This window comes from Modestobacter caceresii, assembly GCF_000761485.1.
Taxonomy (GTDB): domain Bacteria; phylum Actinomycetota; class Actinomycetes; order Mycobacteriales; family Geodermatophilaceae; genus Modestobacter; species Modestobacter caceresii.
Genome location: NZ_JPMX01000021.1, coordinates 81,053 through 102,720, shown reverse-complemented (window position 1 = coordinate 102,720; position 21,668 = coordinate 81,053). Strand labels below are relative to the sequence as shown.

20 protein-coding genes are annotated in these 21,668 nt (G+C 74.4%); 3 read left to right on the top strand and 17 right to left on the bottom strand.

Annotation, left to right across the window (positions count from 1 at the left end; all coding sequences use genetic code 11):
* The 11 genes from IN07_RS06695 to IN07_RS25670 all read right to left on the bottom strand — a co-directional run.
* On the bottom strand, window positions 1-1,160 hold a 1,160-nt coding region (locus IN07_RS06695; RefSeq protein ID WP_036334529.1), incomplete at its 3' end, for a tetratricopeptide repeat protein.
* 47 nt (window positions 1,161-1,207) lie between these two features.
* On the bottom strand, window positions 1,208-2,032 hold the full coding sequence (locus IN07_RS06690) for a class I SAM-dependent methyltransferase (protein ID WP_036334527.1): 825 nt from the start codon (window positions 2,030-2,032) through the stop codon (window positions 1,208-1,210).
* A 117-nt stretch (window positions 2,033-2,149) separates the two neighbouring features.
* Complete coding sequence (locus IN07_RS06685) at window positions 2,150-3,157, bottom strand: sugar phosphate isomerase/epimerase family protein (RefSeq protein ID WP_036334526.1); 1,008 nt, start codon at window positions 3,155-3,157, stop codon at window positions 2,150-2,152.
* 10 nt (window positions 3,158-3,167) lie between these two features.
* Window positions 3,168-4,343 carry a Gfo/Idh/MocA family protein gene (locus tag IN07_RS06680; RefSeq protein WP_036334524.1) on the bottom strand — a complete coding sequence of 392 codons (1,176 nt, stop codon included), beginning with the start codon at window positions 4,341-4,343 and terminating at the stop codon, window positions 3,168-3,170.
* Between the two features lie 69 nt (window positions 4,344-4,412).
* Window positions 4,413-5,471, bottom strand: a complete 1,059-nt coding sequence (locus IN07_RS06675) for a substrate-binding domain-containing protein (RefSeq protein WP_036334522.1) — start codon at window positions 5,469-5,471, stop codon at window positions 4,413-4,415.
* 122 nt (window positions 5,472-5,593) lie between these two features.
* On the bottom strand, window positions 5,594-6,766 hold the full coding sequence (locus IN07_RS06670; RefSeq protein WP_036334521.1) for an ABC transporter permease: 1,173 nt from the start codon (window positions 6,764-6,766) through the stop codon (window positions 5,594-5,596).
* The gene (locus tag IN07_RS06665) at window positions 6,766-8,319 is read right to left on the bottom strand and encodes a sugar ABC transporter ATP-binding protein (RefSeq protein WP_231558028.1); all 1,554 of its coding nucleotides are present in this window, start codon (window positions 8,317-8,319) and stop codon (window positions 6,766-6,768) included. Before IN07_RS06665 ends, IN07_RS06670 begins: the two co-directional genes overlap by 1 nt.
* 220 nt (window positions 8,320-8,539) lie before the next feature.
* The gene (locus IN07_RS06660) at window positions 8,540-9,739 is read right to left on the bottom strand and encodes an ROK family protein (protein ID WP_036334519.1); all 1,200 of its coding nucleotides are present in this window, start codon (window positions 9,737-9,739) and stop codon (window positions 8,540-8,542) included.
* Between the two features lie 68 nt (window positions 9,740-9,807).
* Entirely contained in the window at window positions 9,808-10,122 is a 315-nt protein-coding gene (locus IN07_RS06655) for a GNAT family N-acetyltransferase (RefSeq protein ID WP_036334517.1), read from the bottom strand.
* Between the two features lie 88 nt (window positions 10,123-10,210).
* Window positions 10,211-10,651: a flavodoxin family protein gene (locus IN07_RS06650; protein WP_036334516.1), complete on the bottom strand. Its 441-nt coding sequence runs from the start codon at window positions 10,649-10,651 to the stop codon at window positions 10,211-10,213.
* An 18-nt stretch (window positions 10,652-10,669) separates the two neighbouring features.
* Complete coding sequence (locus IN07_RS25670; RefSeq protein ID WP_197058378.1) at window positions 10,670-11,929, bottom strand: Atu1372/SO_1960 family protein; 1,260 nt, start codon at window positions 11,927-11,929, stop codon at window positions 10,670-10,672.
* A 200-nt stretch (window positions 11,930-12,129) separates the two neighbouring features.
* On the opposite strand from IN07_RS25670, the gene IN07_RS06640 reads away from it, so the two are divergent.
* Complete coding sequence (locus tag IN07_RS06640; protein ID WP_156119063.1) at window positions 12,130-12,408, top strand: hypothetical protein; 279 nt, start codon at window positions 12,130-12,132, stop codon at window positions 12,406-12,408.
* A 263-nt stretch (window positions 12,409-12,671) separates the two neighbouring features.
* Window positions 12,672-14,237, top strand: coding sequence for an ATP-dependent DNA ligase (locus IN07_RS06635; protein WP_231558027.1), 1,566 nt, complete (start codon window positions 12,672-12,674; stop codon window positions 14,235-14,237).
* 10 nt (window positions 14,238-14,247) lie between these two features.
* Here IN07_RS06635 and IN07_RS06630 read toward each other — a convergent pair whose 3' ends face one another.
* The 6 genes from IN07_RS06630 to IN07_RS06605 all read right to left on the bottom strand — a co-directional run bounded on the left by IN07_RS06630 (window position 14,248) and on the right by IN07_RS06605 (window position 20,196).
* Window positions 14,248-14,625, bottom strand: coding sequence for a DUF4267 domain-containing protein (locus IN07_RS06630; RefSeq protein WP_036334513.1), 378 nt, complete (start codon window positions 14,623-14,625; stop codon window positions 14,248-14,250).
* Window positions 14,622-15,209 carry a hypothetical protein gene (locus tag IN07_RS06625; RefSeq protein WP_036334511.1) on the bottom strand — a complete coding sequence of 196 codons (588 nt, stop codon included), beginning with the start codon at window positions 15,207-15,209 and terminating at the stop codon, window positions 14,622-14,624. The genes IN07_RS06630 and IN07_RS06625 overlap by 4 nt, the downstream gene beginning before the upstream one ends.
* Window positions 15,206-15,880, bottom strand: a complete 675-nt coding sequence (locus IN07_RS06620) for a class I SAM-dependent methyltransferase (RefSeq protein WP_081975239.1) — start codon at window positions 15,878-15,880, stop codon at window positions 15,206-15,208. Before IN07_RS06620 ends, IN07_RS06625 begins: the two co-directional genes overlap by 4 nt.
* A 67-nt stretch (window positions 15,881-15,947) precedes the next feature.
* Window positions 15,948-16,967 carry a lysylphosphatidylglycerol synthase transmembrane domain-containing protein gene (locus IN07_RS06615; RefSeq protein WP_036334510.1) on the bottom strand — a complete coding sequence of 340 codons (1,020 nt, stop codon included), beginning with the start codon at window positions 16,965-16,967 and terminating at the stop codon, window positions 15,948-15,950.
* Between the two features lie 316 nt (window positions 16,968-17,283).
* Window positions 17,284-18,843, bottom strand: coding sequence for an HNH endonuclease signature motif containing protein (locus IN07_RS06610; protein ID WP_156119062.1), 1,560 nt, complete (start codon window positions 18,841-18,843; stop codon window positions 17,284-17,286).
* A gap of 321 nt (window positions 18,844-19,164) precedes the next feature.
* Window positions 19,165-20,196: an Atu2307/SP_0267 family LLM class monooxygenase gene (locus IN07_RS06605; RefSeq protein ID WP_036334509.1), complete on the bottom strand. Its 1,032-nt coding sequence runs from the start codon at window positions 20,194-20,196 to the stop codon at window positions 19,165-19,167.
* 122 nt (window positions 20,197-20,318) lie between these two features.
* On the opposite strand from IN07_RS06605, the gene IN07_RS06600 reads away from it, so the two are divergent.
* Complete coding sequence (locus tag IN07_RS06600; protein WP_052090954.1) at window positions 20,319-21,656, top strand: M20 family metallopeptidase; 1,338 nt, start codon at window positions 20,319-20,321, stop codon at window positions 21,654-21,656.
* The last annotated feature ends 12 nt before the right edge of the window (window positions 21,657-21,668 follow it).

Below are 21,668 nucleotides of genomic sequence, written 5' to 3'. Positions count from 1 at the left end.
GCCCGGGCCGCCAGCAGCCGGATGCCGGTCGCCGCACCCAGCGTCGCGAGCTCGTCGGCCGCCGTCCGGGCACCCGGCACGTCGCCGAGGGCGAGCCGGGCGTGCACCAGCGGGGACAGCAGGCCGCCGGCCGAGACCGCGTCGTCCGGAGCCGCCCGCAGGCCGCGCTCCAGCAGGACGGCCGCCTGCCGCGGGTGCCCGTCGGCCAGCCGCAGCAGCGCCAGCGCGCGCAGCACCGCCGGGTGCTCCTCCCGGCCGGCAAGGAGTTGCGCGGCCTCGCGCAGCCGCCCCTGCTGGACCCGCAGCTCGGCCAGCGAGGCGACCGTCGGGGCGCTCACCTCCGGCAGCTGCTCGGCGTCCACGGCCAGCGCCTCCTGCAGGGCCGCCTCCCCGTCGGCCCACCGGCCGCCGGCGATCAGCAGGTCGGCGTGCACCGTGCGACAGGCACCGAACAGCGGCTTGATCGCCGAGCCACGGGCGAAGGACTCCACGTGCTCGCACCACTCGGCGGCCTGGGTCCACTCCCCGGCGCAGGAGCAGCCGAGCACCAGGTTGCAGTAGGCCTCACCCAGCGTGTGCAGGTCGGTCACCCGGCCGGCCGTCGCGGCCGCCATGGCCTCCTCGAGCAGTCGCAGCCCGGGCCCCCAGCGCCCGGCCCGCACCTCGGCGCACCCGAGCAGGCTGATCGCGAGCACCTCCAGGTCGCCGTCCCCGATGGCCCGGGCGACCTCGAGGGCGTGCGCCGCAGCAGTGGCCTGCTCGGCCACCGTCGCCGCCTGCCGGGCGGCCTCGACCGCCACCCAGCCGTGCCCGGCGCAGAGCGGCTGACCGGCCATGACCCGCTCGGACCGGGCCAGCCAGCCGCGGGCCGCGGAGCCGCGGCCGCTCAGCAGGTGCTGGTGGGCGACCCACACCGCACTCCGGGCGGCCTCGGCACAGCGCCCGGCACGCACGTGCTCCTCGAACACCTGCTCGCGCAAGGCGATCGCCTCGGGGACCCGGCCGAGGAACCACTGGGCCTCGGCCAGCCCGTCGCGGGCGTCGGCCGCACCACCCGCGCCGAGGGCAGCGGCGAACGCGGAGCGGGCGGACTCCCAGTCCGCCCGTTCCAGCGCCTGCCTGCCTGCCCCCAGCAGCGCAGCCCCGCCGGACCCCGGCACCCGACGAGCGTCCCACGCACGGGGCCCGGTGAGGACCCTCTACGTGCTCAGCGCCGGGTGCCCACGGCGAGCAGGTACTGCATCTCGTAGCGGGCCGCGCCCGGTGCGCCGCGGTCCCACTCCTCGCAGAAGGCGTCCAGTGCGGCGTCGAACTCCTGCTCCAGCCCGTTCCTGGCCGCGTTGGCCCGCGCCGCGATCGTCGGGCCGTAGCAGCTGGTGAAGTGCCGGCCGTAACCGTGCACCTCCGGGAACGCGGTGACCTCGAGGACGTCCCGGTCCAGCGTCGTCCACTCGACCCGGCCGCCGAACAACCCCCGAAGGTGCTCCTCGCTCCCCCACAGCGGCGGGGGCTGAGCGCCGGGCGGCGGGGGTGGCATGAACGGCTTCATGGTGGCGAAGAGCGCGCCGAGCATGCCGTCGGGCGTCCAGCAGAGCAGGCCGATGCGGCCGCCGGGCCGGCAGACGCGGACCAGCTCGTCGGCCGACTCCTGGTGGTGCGGGGCGAACATGACGCCGATCGCGGACATCACGACGTCGTAGGAGGCGTCGTCGAAGGGCAGGTGCTCGGCGTCGGCCTCCGTCCACTCCAGGTGCAGCCCGGCGGCCTCGGCCCGCCGGCGGCCGTCGGCGAGCAGCTCGGGGGTGAGGTCGCTGGCGGTGACCCGGGCCCCGCGGGCGGCCGCGGGCAGGGACGCGTTGCCGGTGCCGGCGGCGACGTCGAGCACCCGGTCCCCGGCGGTCAGCTGACAGGCGTCGACCAGCCGGGGCCCGAGTGGGGTCAGGAAGGTGTCGACCATCCGGGGGTAGTCCCCGGTGGCCCACATGGCGCGGTGGCGTGCCTTGAGCTCGGTGTCGCTGACGGTGGCGGTCATCGGGTCCTCCCTCGGTGTGGTGCAGCCGAGGGTGCTCGCCGAGGACGGGACGGCACATCGGGCGAACGCCCCATCCGGTGCCCGCCCCCGTGCGCGGGCACCGGTGGGGTGCCGTCCTCAGTTCCCGCTGGAGAAGGCTGCGTCGAAGGCCGCGGACGGCGGGTCGAACGCCAGCCGGCGGACGAACTCCAGCGCCTCGGGCGCCCCGACCAGCCGGTCCATCCCGGCGTCCTCCCACTCCACGGAGATGGGGCCGGCGTAGCCGATGGTGTTGAGCATCCGGAAGCAGGCCTCCCACGGGACGTCGCCGTGCCCGGTGGAGACGAAGTCCCAGCCGCGCCGCGGGTCGGCCCACGGGAGGTGCGACCCCATCCGGCCGTTGCGCCCGTTGCCGACCTGCTTCTTCGCGTCCTTGCAGTCGACGTGGTAGATCCGGTCCTTGAAGTCCCAGAGGAAGCCGACCGGGTCCAGGTCCTGCCAGACGAAGTGGCTGGGGTCCCAGTTCAGCCCGAACGCCTCGCGGTGGCCGATCGCCTCCAGGGTGCGCACCGTCGTCCAGTGGTCGTAGGCGATCTCCGACGGGTGCACCTCGTGCGCGAACTTCACGCCGACCTCGTCGAACACGTCCAGGATCGGGTTCCAGCGGGCGGCGAAGTCGGCGTACCCCTCGTCGATCATCGACTCGGGCACCGGCGGGAACATCGCCACGGTCTTCCAGATCTTCGACCCGGTGAACCCGACGACGACGTCGACGCCCAGCGCCCGGGCCGCCCGCGCGGTCGCCTTCATCTCCTCCGCCGCCCGCTGCCGCACGCCCTCGGGATCGCCGTCGCCCCACACCCGGGCGTTCACCATGCCGCGGTGCCGCTCGTCGATCGGGTCGTCGCAGACCGCCTGGCCATTGAGGTGGTTGGAGATCGCGAACACCGACAGGCCGTGCCGGTCGAGCAGGTCCAGCCGCTCCTTGACGTAAGCCGGGTCCTCGGCGGCCCGGACGACGTCGAGGTGGTCGCCCCAGCAGGCGATCTCCAGGCCGTCGTAGCCCCACCCGGAGGCCAGCCGGCACACCTCCTCGAACGGCAGGTCGGCCCACTGGCCGGTGAACAGGGTGACGGGGCGGGGCATGGCGGAGCTCCTAGATCTCGGTGAAGGCGGAGTTGTCGGCGGCGCTGCGTTCCACGGCGGCCAGCACCCGCTGCACCTGCAGGCCGTCGGCGAACGACGGTGTGGGTTGCTCCCCGGCGGCCAGCGCGGTGACCAGGTCGACGACCTGGTGGATGAAGCCGTGCTCGTAGCCCAGCCCGTGCCCGGCCGGCCACCAGGCCCCGACGTAGGGGTGCTCGGGCTCGGTGACCACGATCCGCCGGAAGCCGGCCGTCGTGGCCGGTTCGCCGCCGTCGAAGAAGTGCAGGACGTTCATGTCCTCGAAGTCGAAGGCCAGGCTGCCGGCCGAGCCGTTCACCTCGATCCGGATGGCGTTCTTCCGGCCGAGGGCGAAGCGGGTGGCCTCGAACGTGCCGAGCGCTCCCCCGGTGAACCGGCCCAGGAAGACGGCGGCGTCGTCGACGGTCACCTCCCCCATCCCCTCGCCACCGACCCCGCCGAGCTTCCCGCTGCTGGCCGGCAGCGGCCGCTTGCTGACGAAGGTCTCCAGCAGCGCGCTGACGCCGGTGAGCGTCTGCCCGGTGATGAACTGGGTCAGGTCGACGATGTGCGCGCCGATGTCGCCCAGCGCGCCGGAGCCGGCCTTGTCCTTCTCCAGCCGCCAGGACATCGGCGCCGCGGGGTCGGCGATCCAGTCCTGCAGGTACTGCGCCCGCACGTGCCGGATCTGGCCCAGCCGCCCGTCGGCGACCAACTGCCGGGCGAGGGTGATGGCCGGCACCCGCCGGTAGGTGAAGCCGACCATCGCCCGCACGCCGGAGCCGGCGGCCCGTTCGGCGGCCTCGGCCATCGCCTCGGCCTCGGCGACGGAGTTGGCCAGCGGCTTCTCGCACAGCACGTGCTTGCCGGCCGCCAGCGCCGCGATCGCCATCTCGGCGTGGGTGTGCCCGGGGGTGCAGATGTCGACCAGGTCGACGTCGTCCCGATCCAGCACGCGGCGCCAGTCGGTCTCGGTGTCGGCCCAGCCGAGCCGGCCGGCCGCGGCGGCGACCCCCGCGGGGTCCCGGCCGGCCAGCACGGTCAGCTCCGGGGTCAGGGGCAGGTCGAAGAAGCGCGGCGCGGTGCGCCAGGCGTGGGAGTGCGCCGCGCCCATGAAGGCGTGGCCGATCAGTCCGACGCGCAGCGCCGGCCGGGCAGGGAGGGTCATCGCAGGCTCCATGGGTGGGACCGGTGCCGCCGGTGACCGGAGGGGTCACCGGCGGCACCGGTCAGCCGGTCAGGACTCGAACGCGTCGTCGATGTACTGGTCGACGTTCTCAGCAGTGACCACCGGCGCGTTCAGCACGATCTCCCGCGGCACCTCCTGGGACACCAGGTCGGACATGCTCTTGCCCTGGGCGATCAGGCGGGCCAGGGCGATGCCGTCGGCGGCCTGGGTCGCCGGGTAGATGACGGTCGCCTCGAGCACCGACTCGCCGGACTGGATGTCCCGCATGGCGTTGGCCGAGCCGGCCCCGCCGACCATGAAGAACTCGTCGCGGCCGGCGTTGTTGATCGCGGCCAGCACGCCGACGCCCTGGTCGTCGTCGTGGTTCCACAGCGCGTCGATCTGCGGTGCGGCCTGCAGCAGGTTGGCCGCCGCCTCCTCACCGGACTCGACGGTGAACTCCGCGGCCACCCGGTTGTCGACGTCCAGGCCACAGTCGGCCAGTGCGTCGGCGAAGCCCTGGCTGCGCTCCTGGGTCAGCGGGAGCGAGTCGATGCCGGCGATCTCGGCGACGACGGCGTCGGGCTGGTCGCCCAGCCGGGAGCAGATGTACGTGCCGGCGGAGACGCCCATGCCGTAGTTGTCGCCCAGGATGGTGGCGCGGGCGGCGAACGGGCTGGAGAACTCCCGGTCGACGTTGATCACCGGGATGCCGGCCTCCATCGCCCGCAGCGCCACCGGGGTGAGCGCGGCGCCGTCGAAGGGCAGCAGCACGATCGCGTCGACGCCCTCGTTGATGAAGGTCTCCACCTGGGAGATCTGGGTGCTGGGGTCGTTGGTGCCCTCGGCGATGACCAGGTCGACGTCCTCGTACCGCTCGGCCTCGGCCTGGGCGGCGTTGCTGATGCCGGCCATCCAGCCGTGGTCGGCGGCCGGCGCGGAGAACCCGATCCGGACCGTCTCGCCGGTCTCGTCGTTGGAGCTGGCGACGACGTCTCCGCCGCCTTCGTCGGAGCCGGAGCTCTCCGGGGTGTTGCTGGTACAGCCGGCCACCAGGGCACCGGCCCCCACCATGCAGACGGCGGTGGTCAGCAGGCGACCGTACGGACGCTGCCTCGTTGCAGACATGTTCTCTCCTCGCAGATCGCCGCCCTGGCCGCGCAGCCAGGAGTCGGGGGTTCGGGGTGGTTCGGGTGGTGCGCCGGAGGCCGGGCGGGCCGGCCGACGGTGCTGATCCCGCCGCAGCGGGCTCAGTGCGGGGGGCGACCGCCGGAGTCGCCGGGGCGGGCACCGGCCGGCCCGCCGTCGGCGGCCGACCCGCCGGGCTGGGCACCGGCCGGGTTGCCGGGGGCAGCAACGCCGCTGGAGCCGCCGCCGCGGGCCTTCTTCCGCGGCCGGGCGCCGCCGAGGGCCAGCCGCTGCTGGAGCAGGACGGCGAGCACGATGATCACGCCGCGGGCGACGGCCTGTGCCGAGCTGGACAGGTTGTTCAGCGTGAAGACGTTGCCCAGCGTGGTGAAGATCAGCACGCCCAGCACGGTGCCGACGATGGTGCCGCGCCCCCCGACCAGCAGGGTCCCGCCGATGACGACGGCGGCGATCGCGTCCAGCTCCAGCAGGGTGCCGTGGGTGGAGCTGCCGGTCGTCGTCCGGGCCATCAGCATCACTGCGGCGATGCCGCAGGTGACCCCGGACAGCACGTAGAGCCACACGGTGTGCCGCTGCACCCGGATGCCGGCCAGCCGGGCGGCCTCGGCGTTCCCGCCGACGGCGAAGGTGCGGCGGCCGAACGTGGTGCGGTTGAGCAGCACCCAGCCGGCCGCGGCGACCAGCGCGAAGATGATCACCAGGGTCGGGATGCCGAGGACGTCGCCGCCGAAGAAGTCGATGAAGCCGCGGTCCTGGACGATCTGGGTCCGCCGGTTGGCGATGATCTCCGCCAGGCCCCGGGCGGCCGCGAGCATCGCCAGGGTGGCGATGAAGGCGACCAGTTTCCCGTAGGCGATGACGACCCCGTTGATCAACCCCGCCCCGGCGCCGACCGCGATCGCGGTGAACACCATGACGATCCAGTGGAAGTCCGCCGCCATCGCCTGGGTGGCCAGCGTGGTCGCCCAGACCGAGGAGAGCGCGACCAGCGCGCCCACCGACAGGTCGATCCCGCCACCGATGATCACGAAGGTCATCCCGACGCTGACCACGCCGACGACGGCGGCCAGCCGCAGGATCGTCAGGACGTTGTCCACGTCGACGAAGCGTCCGGGCGCGGTGATGGCGCCGACGACACAGAGCACCAGCAGGGCCACGACCAGCCCGAGGTTCCGGCCCAGCGGGCCGGCCAGCAGGCCCGGCCCCTTGCCCCCGCCGTCGGAGGCGCCGGCCGCGCTGCCCGCCGGCGGAGTCGCAGTGGTGGTCTCGCTCATCACGCCACGTCCCCTTCGCGTGCGGCGCCCGGGGTCGGGGCCGCTCCTTCCATGACCAGGTCGAGCACGCGGTGCTCGTCGAGCTCGTCGGCCGGACCGCGGGCGACGATGGCGCCGTCGGCGATCACCAGCACCTGGTCGGCCAGGCCGAGCACCTCCGGGATCTCGCTGGAGACGACGACCACGGCCACGCCGCGGTCGGCCAGCTCCCGGATCAGTGCGTAGATCTCCGAGCGCGCCCCGACGTCGACGCCCCGGGTGGGCTCGTCGAGCAGGAGCACCTTGCAGTCGCGGAGCAGCCAGCGGGCCAGCACGACCTTCTGCTGGTTGCCGCCGGACAGCGTGCGCACCTCGCGGTCGACGTCGACCGGCCGCAGGTCGAGCGCCTCGGCCTGGTCCCGGGCGGCCTGTTTCTCCGCTCCCCCGGACAGCAGGCCACCGCGGGCGAACCGGGCCAGGCTGGACAGCGTGATGTTGCGGTAGATCGGCTCGGTCAGCAGCAGGCCCTGGCTCTTGCGCTCCTCCGGCGCCAGCCCGACCCCCGCGTCGACGGCGGCGGCCACGTTGCCGGGCCGCAGCCGGCGTCCGGCGATCTGCACCGTGCCGGTGGTGGCCCGCCGGGCGCCGTACACCGTCTCGAGGATCTCCGACCGGCCCGAGCCGACGAGCCCGGCCAGGCCGAGCACCTCCCCCGGTCGGACGGCGAAGGAGACGTCGCTGAACGTGCCGGCCAGGGAGAGGTCCTGCACCTGCAGCACCGGTTCGGCGGCCTGGCCGGGGAACTCGCGGCGGGTGGGGAAGACGTACTCGATCGTCCGGCCGGTCATCAGCGTGATGACCTCCCGGGTCGAGGTGTCGGCCGCCGGCAGCCCGGTGGCCACCGTCCGGCCGTCCTTGAGCACGGTGATCCGGTCGCCGACCTCGCGGATCTCCTCCAGCCGGTGGGAGATGTAGACGACGGCGACCCCGTCGGCGGTGAGGTCGCGGATGACCTGGAAGAGGTGCTCGACCTCCTCGCTGTCCAGCACGGCCGACGGCTCGTCCATCACGATCAGCCGCGCGTCCTGGGACAGCGCCCGGGCCATGCTGACCATCTGCTGCGCGGCTGCCGACAGCGAGCCGACCTCGGCGGTGGGCCGGATCTCCGGGTGTCCCAGCCGGGCCAGCAGCTCCCCGGCGGCCCGGTTGGCCTGGGCGGGTCGGGTGATCCCCAGGCGGGACCGCTCCCGGCCCAGGAACACGTTGTCGGCGACGGACAGCCCGGCCACCAGGTCCAGCTCCTGGTAGATGGTGGCGATGCCCAGCGACATGGCCGCCTGCGGATCGCCCAGGGTGACCGGGGCGCCGTCCCAGGTGATCCGGCCCTCGTCGGGCTGGTGCGCGCCGGCGAGCACCTTGATCAGGGTGGACTTGCCCGCGCCGTTCTGGCCGAGCAGGCAGTGCACCTCACCGGCCCGGACGTCGAGGTCGACGCCGTCGAGGGCGCGGACGCCGGGGAACTGCTTGACGATGCCGTGCATCTCCAGCAGCGGCGTCGCCGACGGAGTGCTCACGCAGGGACCCCGTGCCGGGCGAACAGGACGCCGGTCATGCCACCACTCCAGACTTATGCTCAACACTGAACAGAAGTACGTCAGGCGGGACACTATGTCCGGCGTCACACAGGGGTCAAGAGACCACAGCGGCGTTACCGAACCGCAACGACAGCAGGGCAGCCGCGAGCCCCTGCACGTCGGCCTGGGAACGGACTGCCCGAGGGGGCGGACCCCGAGGTCAGCGGGCGGTCGGGGCCTCGACGGAGCCGGCGTCGGCGCGTGCCACCTGGTAGGCGGAGTCCTCGTCCAGGAAGCCCTCGATCGCCATCAGCGCGGCCCCGAGCCGCCCGGACAAGTCCGGCGCCGCGCTCACCGAGATGTCCAGCGCCCGAGCGGCCAGCGGCAGCGAGCGGCCGTAGACGGCCTCCCGGATGCCGGCCAGCAGCGGCGGCCCGGCCTGCGCCACCCCACCGGTCATCACGATCCGGTGCGGGTTGAAGAAGTTCACCAGGCTGGCCAGCACGGTGCCGATCGTCCGGCCGGCGTTGCGGACGAGCTCCAGGGCCGGCCCGTCACCGTGGGCGGCCAGCTGCACCAGCTCGCGCGTCGTCGTCACCGGCAGGCCGGCCGCCAGCGCGTCGCGGAGCAGGGCCCCGCCACCGGCGATCGCCTCGAGGCAGTTGTCGTTGCCGCACCGGCAGAGCACGGGCTCCCCGTGCGGCGGCGGGACGGACATGTGCCCGATGTCGCCGGCGCTGCCCTGCGCGCCGCGGTACACCTGCCCGTCGACGACGATGCCGCACCCGATGCCGGTGCCGACCTTGATCACCAGCACGTCCTCGGTCGACCCGGCGATGCCCATCTCGCCCAGGGCCATGACGTTCACGTCGTTGTCGGCGAAGACCGGGCAGTCGTACCGGCCGAAGGCGCTGGGGATCGGGTGGTCGTGCCAGCCCGGCATGATCGGCGGGTGCACCGGCCGACCGGTCGAGAACTCCACCGGACCAGGGACGCCGACCCCGACGGCGCACACGTCGGCCGGGGTCAGGCCCGCCTCGGCGAGCACCCCCTGGGCCAGCCGGTCGACCTCGGCCAGCACCGGGCCGGGCCCCTCGGCGATGTCGATGGGGTGACCCACCGTGGCCAGGATCTCCGCGGAGAGGTCGGTGACCGCGACGTCGACGCTGGTCACGCCCAGGTCGACGGCGAGCACGCACCCGGCCCGGCTGTTGAAGCGCAGCAGCGTCGGTGGCCGCCCACCGGTGCTCCAGCCGCGGCCGCCCTCCTCGAGCAGGTTCGCCGCGATCAGCTGGTCGACCCGGGCGCTCACCGTGTTCCGGGACGAGCCGGTCAGCGCGACCAGCTCGGCGCGGCTGCGCGCGCGGCCGGTGCGCACGTGGTGCAGCAGCGCGCTGGCCGAGGCGGAGGTGGAAGCCACGCCGTCATGGTGGCACGCGTCGCGGCGACCCGGCGCACACCGCGACGACGCACCGTCCGCCCGAGGGCTCAGTCCCGGCCGGGCGTGGCCGTCGTACGCGAGCGGTAGACCAGGTCGCCGTAGTCGGCCCGGTGTCGGGCGATCCACGCCCCGACGAAGGGGCACAGCGGCAACACCTGCAACTGCTGGCGACGGACGTCCTCCAGCGCCTGGCGCACCAGGTCGGAGGCGATTCCCCGGCCCTCGTGCCCGGGGAACACCTCGGTGTGCGAGAAGACGACGAGTTCCGCCGTCTTCAGGTACTCCGCGACCGCGGCCAGCTCGCCGTCGACGCGCCCCTCGTAGCGGTGCTGCTCGGTCGCGTCGGTCATCTCCACCTGCATGGTCGCTCCTCCTCCCGGGCCTCGCCGCCGGCTCATCCTGGACTCGGCACCGCTCCCGCCGTCCCATCGGGTCGAGGTCGGTGGCCGGTCACAGGCTGACCGCGACCGTCGCCGCCAGCTCCCGGCACGCCTCGAGGTCCGCCGCACCGGGCGCGCCGGTGAGGCTCAGCGGCGTCGCGACCTGCCGCCAGCCCAGGGCCCCGGTGATCCGCTGGACGCTGGCCAGTGCGCCGGCCGTGTCGTCGTTGCCGTGCACGTAGACCCCGTACGGGAGCCCGGCCGTGGCGTCCAGGCACGGGTAGAAGACCGTGTCGAAGAAGTGCTTGAGCGCACCGGACATGTACCCGATGTTGGCCGGAGTCCCGAGCAGGACGCCGTCGGCGGCGAGCACGTCCGCCGCCCCCGCCGACAGCGCGGGCCGCACGGTCAGCTCGACCTCCTCGACCAGCGCGACGCCCTCGCGGACGGCGGTCAGCACCGCCTGCAGGGCCGGCGAGGGCGTGTGGTGGACGACCAGCAGGCGCGGCATCCCGGCATCCTCCCCCGCTCAGGGCTCCGTCCGCACGGCCTCCAGTCGCTGCGTGAAGTGGGCCGCGAGCGAGTCGGCGACCCGCTTCAGGCACAGCTCGCCGATGGCGGTGGACAGCCCGTGCGCGTCGCCCATGACCCCGGTGTCAGAGATCGCCCGGATGCCGCCGGTGAACATCCGCTGCAGCAGGGCGTCGTCGACCGGCCCGGTGTACCCGCGGACCAGCCGCTCGGTGCGCACCTGCCCGGGCCGGAGGACGGCGTAGACGGAGGACTCCGCGACGTCGGCGTGCCCGCCGACCCCCTCGGGGTCCCCACCGGCGTCGGCGACGGCGGACCGCCAGAGGTCGACCAGGCCGAGGAGGTCGGAGTAGACGACCACCCGGCAGTCCGGTCCCACGGCGGCGTCCAGCCGCTCCGCCATCTCCGCCAGCGGGGCGAAGTTCCCGCCGTGGGCGGAGAAGCAGAGGATGGACCGGAAGCCGTGCGCGGCCAGGCTCTGGCAGTAGTCGGTGTAGACCGCCTCGAAGGTCTCCGGGCGCAGGCTGATCGTGCCGGCGAACCCCATGTGGTGCGGTGAGACGCCCACCCGGATCGTGGGGGCGACCAGCGCCGTCCCGAGCCGTTGCGCCAGCTCCACCGCCAGCCGGTCGGCGTGCACCGCGTCCACGTCCAGCGGCAGGTGCGGGCCGTGCTGTTCCACCGCGCCGCACGGCACGATGACGTCGCACCGTCCGTCCGCGAGCGCGGCCTGCACCTCGTCGGAGGTCATCGTCTCGAGCAGCACGTCGTCTCCTGGGGTCTCTCGGCGGGGAACGGGTTCACGCGGTGATGCGGACGACGGCCTCGATCTCCACGGCGATGTCGAACGGCAGCTCGGCCATGCCGACCGGGCACCACGGCCGGCGTCGCCGAGCACGTCGACGAGGAGGTCCGAGCAGCCGTCGATCACGGCGGGCGTGCGGTTGAACCCGGGCCGGCAGTTGACCATCCCGAAGAGCTTCACCACCTGCCGCACCCGGCCGAGGTCACCGAGCTCGGCGCGCAGCGCGGCGAGCAGCTGCAGCCCGGTGAGCCGCGCGGCCTCCCGCGCGGTCTCCAGGTCCAGGCCACCGTCGCCGACCTTGCCGGTGACCAGGGTGCCGTCGGGCCGGACCGGGCCCATGCCGGAGAGGAAGAGCAGGTCCCCGGCGGGCATGGCCGGCAGGTAGTTGCCGCCCGGGCCCATCGGGGAGGGCAGCTCGAGACCGAGTTCGCGGAGCCGTGCGTCGACGTCCATGGGCGCATCCTGGCCTGCGGCGGCCCGGAACGGGAGTCCTCCGGCCGGCTGGGGTACCGACCGCCCTGGCCCGAGGCTCCCACGCCTGCTCACGTGGACGGCGCGAGTGTCTACTACACACGCCCCTACGAGCCGCTCCGGTAGTAGCACTGGAGGAACGAGGAGCCAGATTGATCGATGCAGAGAGAGTCCGTCAGCGGGTGGAGGAGCTGCTGGATCGGAGTACGGAACCTGAACTCAAGCTGCTGGGGACAAGACACATGCAGCATGTCGATGACCATGTGGAGTTGACGGTCATCATCCAAGACGGAGTCGGCGCTGTTCACATCATCCACGAGGACCTCACCCACTTCTCCGAAGGGGCGGACCGCATGACGGACACCGAGATGCTCGCGGGCGAGGTCGTGTCGCATGCAGAGAACGTCGGATCTCTTGTCCCGCTCGGCGAAGGGACGGTGGTCCTGCGTCACTGGAAGTGAGCCCGGCATCGTCATGGCAATTCGGCAGGCATGTCGGCCCCGCACCACCCGCTGTGGGCCTTTCTCGACCACGGGACCGCTGGCACCGGGGAACCGCTGGCGTTCCTGCCGCGCAAGGGCAACGCCGGATCCGCTCCTGAGTCCCTGGCCGCATCTGGACATCAATGGCGCGGGGGGCGCCACGGACTGCGCGCAGGGCGCCCCGCGATGTGCGGCTTGCTGCATCGGACTGTGTGGACGGGGAACGTCCACCGTGCAGCCCGATGGACTGCAAGCATGACCGGGTGCTGGTCGCCGACGTCCTCGCCGCGTCCACCGCGGTCACGGCCACCCGGTCCCGCACCGCCAAGGCCGCGGCCATCGCCGCACTGCTGCGGGCCGCCGCCCCCGATGAGGTCGTGCCGGTCACCGGGTGGCTGGCCGGCGAACCCCGCCAGGGCCGGCTCGGCGTCGGCTGGCGCACGCTGTCCCGGCTGGGCGGGGGCACCGCGGCCGCGCCGTCGCTGACCGTCACGGCGGTCGACTCGGCGCTGACCGAACTGGCGGGGACGACCGGGGCCGGGTCCGCGGCGCGGCGTGACGCCGTCCTGGGCGGGCTGCTCGACGCGGCGACCCCGGAGGAGCAGCAGTTCCTGGTCCGGCTGCTCACCGGCGAGCTCCGGCAGGGTGCGCTGGAGGGCGTCGTGCTGGATGCCGTCGCCGCCGCTGCCGAGGTGTCGGCCCCCGTCGTCCGCCGGGCCTTCATGCTCTCCGGCCGGCTGCCGGAGACCGCCGCGCTGGCGATGGCCGGCGGGGCCGCGGCGCTGGCGGGCGTCCGGCTGGAGGTGGGCCGCCCGGTGCGGCCGATGCTGGCCAGCCCCGGGTCGTCGCTGGACGCCGCGCTGGACGACCTCGGTGCCGACGTCACCGTCGAGTTCAAGCTCGACGGCGCCCGGATCCAGGTGCACCGGGACGGCGACGTCGTCCGGGTGTGGACCCGATCGCTGCGGGAGGTGACCGACGGCGTGCCGGAGCTGGTCGAGCGGGTCCGGGCGCTGCCGTGTGACACCGCCGTGCTCGACGGGGAGACCCTCGCGCTGGACGACGACGGCCGGCCGCGCGCCTTCCAGGACACCATGAGCCGCTTCGGCAGCGAGTCGGCTGACGCGGGCGTCCTGCTGAGCCCGTTCCTGTTCGACGTCTTGCACCTGGACGGCCGTGACCTGCTCGACGAGCCGCTGGCGATGCGGCTGGACGCGCTGGCCGGGCTGCTGGCCGACGACGCGCACGCGGCGCTGCGGATGCCCGGGGTGCGCCGGCCCACCCCGGAGCAGGCCGCCGGGGTGCTCGACGACGCGCTGACCGCCGGGCACGAGGGCGTGGTGCTCAAGGCGCTGGACGCGCCCTACGCCGCCGGTCGCCGCGGCAAGGCGTGGCAGAAGGTCAAGCCGGTGCACACCCTCGACCTGGTCGTGCTCGGTGCCGAGTGGGGCTACGGACGACGAGCGGGTTCCCTCTCCAACATCCACCTCGGGGCCCGCGACCCCGACGGCGGCGAGCCGGTGATGGTCGGCAAGACGTTCAAGGGGATGACCGACGAGCTGCTGGCCTGGCAGACCCGGACGTTCCCCGAGCACGCCGCCGAGCGCCCCGACTGGGGCGTGCTGCTGCGCCCCGAGCTCGTGGTCGAGATCGCGGTGGACGGCGCCCAGCGCAGCACCCGCTATCCCGGCGGCGTCGCGCTGCGGTTCGCCCGGGTGCTGCGCTACCGCCCGGACAAGACCCCGGCCGAGGCCGACACGATCGACGCGGTGCGTGCCCTGCTCGCCGGTGGCCCGACGGCCGACTGACCGGGGCGGGTCAGCGGCGGTGCCAGTGGGCGGCGCCGGCCGCGGCCAGCCCGAGGACGGTCATCGACAGCCCCACGCTCCGGTCGGCCATGTCGCCGCCGCGCCGACCGACCAGCACGGCCGCGCCGTCCAGCGCGGTGAGCAGCAGGGTGACCTCCGTGGTGCGCCGGGCCTGGGGCACGGGGGTGACCAGCAGGGCCGCGCCCATCGCGATGTTCCGGGCGGCGATCAGCCGCACCAGCAGCGGCAGCGCGATGTCGTTGCCGGTGGCACGCTCGTCGACCCCCAGCGCCCGGGTGATCGCCCGCGGGGCGAACAGCGCGCCGGTGCCCAGCCAGATCGACAGCGTGCCGATGCTCTTCCGGGTCACGTCCCAGTTCAAGGTCATGCCCGGCTGGTGCCCGCCCGGCCGGCTCGGAAACCGGTGGCCACCGACACCAGCACGAACGCCAGGTAGGGCAGCGTGGCCGCGCTGGCCACGACGTCGCTGACGGTGGCCACCGCGAAGGCACCGACGTCGGGTGAGTCCAGCGGCCCGAGCACCCGGCCGGCGCCCAGTGCGGCGATGGACGCCGGCAGGGTCAGCAGCGCCGACACCGCCCCGCCGGTGACCACCCCGGCCAGCACGGTCCCGGGCGCGCGCCGCACGGCCCGGACCGCCAGTCCGGTCCCCCGGCGCAGGGCACCGGCCAGGGTGAGCCGCCCGCGGTCGAGCAGGCCGGCGAGCGCACCGGTCACCCACAGCTGGGCGACCAGGGCGGTCAGGAAGCCGACGACGTCGACGGCGAGCGCAGCCCACAGGCGGGGGTCGTCCCAGACCAGCACCTGCCGCAGCACGTCGGGGACGGTGTTGACGGCGGTGGCGAGGACGGAGGCGAGGAAGGCGGCCGGGGCGTGCCGGCGGAGCAGCCGGAGGGCGGTGGCGAGCGTGCCGGTCGTGGAGTGCCCGGAGCCGTCTCCCGGCGCGGTCACGACCGGGTGGCGACGAGCGCAGTCCAGCAGCCGGCCAGCCGGGTCTCCTGCGCGGTGACGGTCAGCCCGGCCGCCCGGCACGCGGCGGCCAGGGTCGCGGGGGTGGGGCGGTCACCGTCGGCCGGGTGGGCGGAGACCGCGCGCAGCACCCGGCTGTCGATGAAGCGGGCGGTCATCTCGCAGGAGTAGAACCGGCCGCCGGGGCGCAGCACCCGCGCGGCCTCGGCGACCACGGCCCGCCAGTCCTCGGTGTGGTGCAGCACGTGCCAGCCGAACACCGCGTCGTAGGTGGCGTCGTCCGCGCTCAGCCGGGTCGCGTCGCCCTGGCTGACCTGCACCCGGTCACCGAGGTCGCGCACCGCTGCGCGGCAGTCCGCCACGCTGGCGGGGAAGATCTCGACCCCGTCGGCGTGCGCGGCGCCGAAGGTGTCCAGCGCCGACCGCAGGCCGGTGCCGCGCCGACCGGTGCCCAGCTCCAGCACCCGGCCGTCGAGCACCGGGCCACCGAGCCGACGCAGCAGCCGGGCCTCGATGCGGGCCTGGACGAGCACGCGCAGGCGGGCGTCGACCCACAGCCGGGTGCCGTCGACGAAGGTGGGTGGGACGCCGGGCGCCCGGCCGCTGCGTGCGGTGGCCGGGCCGGACGGGGAGTCTTCGGGGAGGTCACGCACGCCAGCCGGTGTGCCCGTCGGGGACCGCACGAAACGAGACGGCGCCGTCCCGGGGCGGTCGCGCGGGTCAGCTCGCGGGGGTGTCGGCGTGCCGGCGGCGACCCCCGCGCGCCGTGGAGCCCGGGTCGGCCAACAGGAGCAACGCCCCGATCCCGACGAGCAGCCAGAGGCTGACCAGCCGGTAGACCAGCACGGCCGGCACCGCCTGGCTCGCCGGGAGGCCGACGGCGACCAGCGCCGAGGCCAGCGCCGCCTCCACGACCCCGATGCCGCCCGGGGTGAGCCGCGCCGAGGAGACCAGCGCGCCGGCGCCCCAGGCGAGCAGCAGCCCCTGCCACGGGACGGGCGCGCCGACGGCCACCAGGGCCAGCGCCAGGGCGGCGACGTCCAACACCCAGTTGGCCAGCGCGAGCAGGCCGGCGGCGGACGCGGCACCGAAGGACAACCGGAAGGCACCCAGGGAGGTCAGCAGCTCCTCGATCCGCCGCTCCACCTGCCTGCCCCGCAGCGAGCGCACCCAGCGGCCCAGCGTCGTGACGACGCCAGTGGCCAGCCGGACCACCACGGTGCGCGACCGCTCGTGCCGCAGGACCAGCACCAGCCCCACCACCGGCAGGACGCCGGCCGCCGTGGCGAGGAAGGCACCGAGCGAGCCCCAGAGCGAGCCGGTGGCCGCGGACCCGACGGCGAGGACCACTGCCAGCGTGGCCGTGGCCGCGATCCCGGAGACGGCGAGCGCCCAGCCCACGAGGGCGGGGCTGTTGCCCAGCGCGTGCAGTCGGCGGTAGGTGTACGCCGCGCTCGCCGCGGCCCCGGCGACCGGGACCGTGGAGGCGATGGTGTTGCCGGCGTAGATGGTGGTCGAGGCGTGGCGCAGCGGGACGTCGCCGCCGCCCGCGCGCACGAGCACACCCTGCTGCAGCGCCAGGCAGTGCAGGGACAGCAACTGGGTCAGCGCGGCGAGGACGACCCAGGACCAGGCGACGCCCACCAGGCCGTCCCACCACTCGGCGATCCGGTCCCGGAAGACGACGACCGCCGCACCGACCGCGACCAGCAGGAGAACCCGGAGCAGGGTGCCGACCACCCGCCGGCGACGACTCCGCAGGCCCGCCGGTGACGCGCCGGAGGCGGGGTCTGGGGCCTGTGGCGTCCCCGGCACTCCTCCCCCGCTCACCCACACATGTTCCCCGTCGACGCACATCGGGCACACAGCAGGGGTCGAAACCCGGCCGCGCACAACCGAATGGCGCCCGGACCGAGAGCCCACCGACCGTCTCCCCGGCCTCTGCGCGCTGCGGAAGAGGTCCACGACTTCCGCAGTCCCAGGCAGCCGAAGGCCACGTGGTCTGCCAGAGGAGTCCGCGACGTCCGCCCGTCGAGGCAGCCGAAGGCCATGGGTGTCAGAACGGGGGCGGGTCGTCGTCATCCGGCGGTGAGCTCCTACCGCCGAACAGCTGGAAGGCAGCAGGCGTCTGGAGGTCCGGTGGTCGGGTGGTGCGGGTGGCTCCGGAGGGTGTGGTGACCGTCAGGACGCCGTCGTCGCTCATCGTGAAGCGCCACCTGGGCGCGTGGGTCTTCAGCCGGTGGTGTCGTCGGCACAGGCAGCACAGGTTGGTGCAGTCGGTGGTTCCGCCGTCGCGGTGGGCGCGCACGTGGTCGAGGTCGGTGCGGGCGGCCGGGCGCCGGCAGCCGGGATGCCGGCACGTGCGGTCCCGGGCTCGGACGAAGCGGTACTGCGCGGGGGTGGGCGTGTACCGGTCGACCGCCGGTGGCCGGTCCAGCACCGCGCACCCGCAGTCGGTGCCTGCCGGATGGTCGGGACAGCAGCGGCGGGCCAGCCGTTCCAGCTTCGGGCGGGTGACCGTCGCCCGCAGCGCCCCGCTGACCGGGTCGGCGAGGTCGATGCCCAGGGTGCCGCCGGTGGGTGCCTGCAGCCCACCGGGGCAGATCGCGTCCAACTGCTCCAGCAGCTCTCGCAACTGCCCGGCGGTGATCGGCGCCCCGTCGACCGTCGCCGTGTCCCGGTCATCGCGTGGCACGCTGCGCCCATCACCCGGTGAGCTGGGCGCACCGCCCGACGCGCGGAGGCCACCGCCCGGTGCACTGGGCGCACCGCCTGGCGTGACCCGACCGTTCGTGGGGCGGGTGTGCAGCGCCGGCAGCGGCGCGTGCACGCGCAGATGCGCGGTCACCGGCTCCCGCGTGGTGTCCCACGGACGCAGGATCAGATCGGCCATCACCTGCGTGCGCAGCTGACCGATCGGCCGCACGTCACCCTCGGCCTTCGCCATCCGCGCGTAGGCGTCCACCGTCTCCCGGCACGCCACCGCCACCGGCATCGACATCCCGGCGATCAGCTCACCCATCCCATCGGCGGTGGCCCGGGTGGTCACATCGGTCAGCCGCTCGGCCTGCTTCCGCCGCCGATCGGCCGCCGCCTCGTCCAGCGCGATCAACGCCGCCGCCGTCCGCTCCTGCAACCGCCGCGGCGTCTCCCCCGCCACCGCCCACTCCAGCGCCTGCGCCTCCACCTCAGCCACCACCGCCGGATCGACCCGACCACCCGCCGACTCCGACTGACCGCCCAACGCCGCCACGATCGCGTTCGCCCGCGGCGGGTCGATCAGCGAATCGGCCAGCGCCGCCCACGTGGCCGGCAGCTCCCGCACCAGCACCAGCGACCGCTCGGCCAGCACCGTGGCCGCCGTCGGCGAGATGCCCGCCACCACCGCCAGCTCATCGGCCAAGAACTCCGACACCCCCACCGGCACCCGCACCGGCCGCCACCCCTCGGCCCCGCGACCCGGCTCCTCCTCCGACAGATCCCACTCCACCGGCCGACGCCGAGCCAACTCCGCCACCACCACCGCCTCATACGCAGCCAGCTGCGCCCGCACATCGGCCAGCGCACCCAACTCCCCCACCAACCCCGCATCGGAGAAACCCCGCGGCTCCAACACCTCCGACAACCGAGTCCGCCGACGCGTCACCCCCACCGGCGGCGGCAACTCGGCCAGCGACGCCGACACGGAGGACCGCGGCGACACCGTCACCGCCACCCCGAACCCACCGGCCTCGAACACACCCCGAACCTACGGACGGGGTACGACAGTTCTGCCCAGTCACAGCAATCCGGGTCTGCACCGGTCAGCCAGGAGCGCTCGTGCCGCCCGCGCACGCTGCGCCATCACCTGCTGCGCCGCCGTCACGTCCCCGGTGCCAGGTGGGAAGCGTGCCAGCCCCACCTGCCCGGCGCGACGACCCGAGGTGCGCCGGTGAACTCAGGAAGCGGCAGCGACCTTCGGCGCCACCTCGGTGCCGAGCAGCTCGATGCCGCGCAGCAGGTCGGCGTGCGCCAGCCGCGGGTTGGTCATCTGCAGGGAGATCCGGTCGACCCCGCCGAGCTGCCCGGAGATCCGCACCAGCTTCTCGGCCACGGTGTCCGGGTCGCCCATGAAGAAGGCGCCGTTCGGCCCGCTGGTGGCGTCGAACTGGGCCCGGGACGGCTGGGAGAAGCCGCGCTCGCGGGAGATCTTGGCGAACATCTCGTGCCAGCCCGGGTAGATGGTGTCCGCGGCGGCCTGGTTGCTGTCGGCGACGTACCCGAACACGTGCAGCCCCACCTGCAGCTTCTCCGGAGCATGCCCGGCCTGGGCGCCGGCGCGGCGGTAGAGATCGATGAGCGGCGCGAACTGGCGGGGCTCGCCGCCGATGATCGCCACCATGAGCGGCAGGCCCAGCAGGCCGGCCCGGGCGAAGGACTCGGGGCTGCCCCCGACGCCGACCCAGATCGGCAGCGGGTCCTGCAGCGGCCGCGGGTACACGCCCTGGCCGGTCAGCGCCGGGCGGTGCCGACCGGACCAGGTGACCTGCTCGGAGTCGCGGATCTGCAGCAGCAGGTCGAGCTTCTCGCTGAAGAGCGTGTCGTAGTCGCCCAGCGAGAGGCCGAACAGCGGGAACGCCTCGGTGAACGAACCGCGCCCGACCACCAGGTCGATCCGGCCCTTGGCGATCAGGTCGAGGGTGGCGAACTGCTGGAAGACCCGCACCGGGTCGGCGGCGCTGAGCACGGTCACCGCGCTGCCCAGCCGGATCCGGGAGGTCCGCGCCGCGGCGGCCGCCAGGATGACCGCCGGCGCCGAGTCGTAGTACTCGCTGCGGTGGTGCTCGCCGATCCCGAAGGAGTACAGCCCCACGCGGTCGGCGAGCTCGATCTCCTCGAGCAGGTCCGCCATCCGCTTCTCGGGGCCGACGAGGCGCTCCGTGGTCGGGTCGGTCACCGCTGAGACGAAGCTGTCGGCGCCGAGGTGCATGGGGTCCTCCTGGGGCTCGGGGACGACGAGGGGCGCCGTCCGTCAAGCGCTCAACCACCTGCCGTCCGAGATCGTTCCCCGCTGGCCCTCCCGGGTGCCCCGGCACCGGGTAGACACGGCACATGACCGACCACGCCGACGCCCGGCTCCCCCGCCCGGCCGACACCGCCCACCTGGACCAGCTGCGGGCGGCCACCGACCGCGCGGCCGCGTCCGCCGAGCCGCTCTCCTCGGCGCACGACGGCGCCCCCGAGGAGCTGCTGGCCATGGTGGAGCAGGCGATCGAGGCGGCGTCGGCGGACCTGCTGGGGCTCAGCCACGACCTGCACGCCCATCCCGAGGAGGGCTACGAGGAGCACCGCTCGGCCCGGGCGGTGGCCGACCTGCTCGCCCGCTCCGGGATCGAGGCCGAGGTCGGGGTGTTCGGCCTGGAGACGGCGCTGCGGGCCCGCGTCGGCAGCGGCGGGCCGACGGTGGCGGTGCTGGCGGAGTACGACGCACTGCCCGGCATCGGCCACGGCTGCGGTCACAACGTCATCTGCGCATCCGCCGTGGGCGCCTTCCTCGGCCTGGCCGCCGTGCTGGCCGACGGCGGGGTCGCCGGGACGGCGCTGCTGCTGGGCACCCCGGCCGAGGAGGGCGGCGGCGGCAAGGAGCTGATGGCCCGCGCCGGCGCCTTCGACGGCATCGACGCCGTGGTGATGCTGCACCCGTTCTCCTACGACGCCGCGGTGCAGCCCTTCCTCGGCCGCCGCCAGCTGCGGGTCGTCTACACCGGCATCGCCGCGCACGCCTCGGCCCAGCCCTTCATGGGCCGCAACGCGCTGGACGCCGTGGTCGCCGGCTACAACGGCGTGGCGATGCTGCGCCAGCACGTCCCGGACACCGACCGGGTGCACGGCGTCATCACCGACGGCGGGCAGCGGCCCAACGTCGTCCCGGAGACCGCCGAGGCGCTGTACTACGTGCGGTCCGCGACGCCGGAGACGCTGGCCGACCTGAGCCGCCGGGTGGAGGCGGTCATGGCCGCCGCGGCGGCGATGACCGGTTGCGGGTACGAGCTGTTCTGGGACGAGCTGCCGGCCTACCTGCCGATCCGGGCCAACCTGGAGCTCGCCGCCCGGTGGACCCGTCACCAGGCCCGCCGCGGCCGCACCGCCCTCCCGCCCGGGGTGACCCCGGCGTCGCTGGCCGGGTCGACCGACCTGGGCAACGTGAGCGTCCGGGTGCCCTCGATCCACCCGATGATCGCCATCGCCGGCCCGGACACCTCGATGCACACCACCGGCTTCGCCGAGGCCGCTGCCTCACCGGCCGGTGACCGGGCGGTGCTGGACGGCGCGGTGGGCCTGGCGCTCACCGCCCTGGACGCGCTGGTCGACCCGGCCGTGCTGGCCGCGGCGAAGGCGGAGTTCGAGGCCGAGGGCGGCGTCCTGGAGCTCACTGACCTGCTGGGGTGACGGGACCTTCGA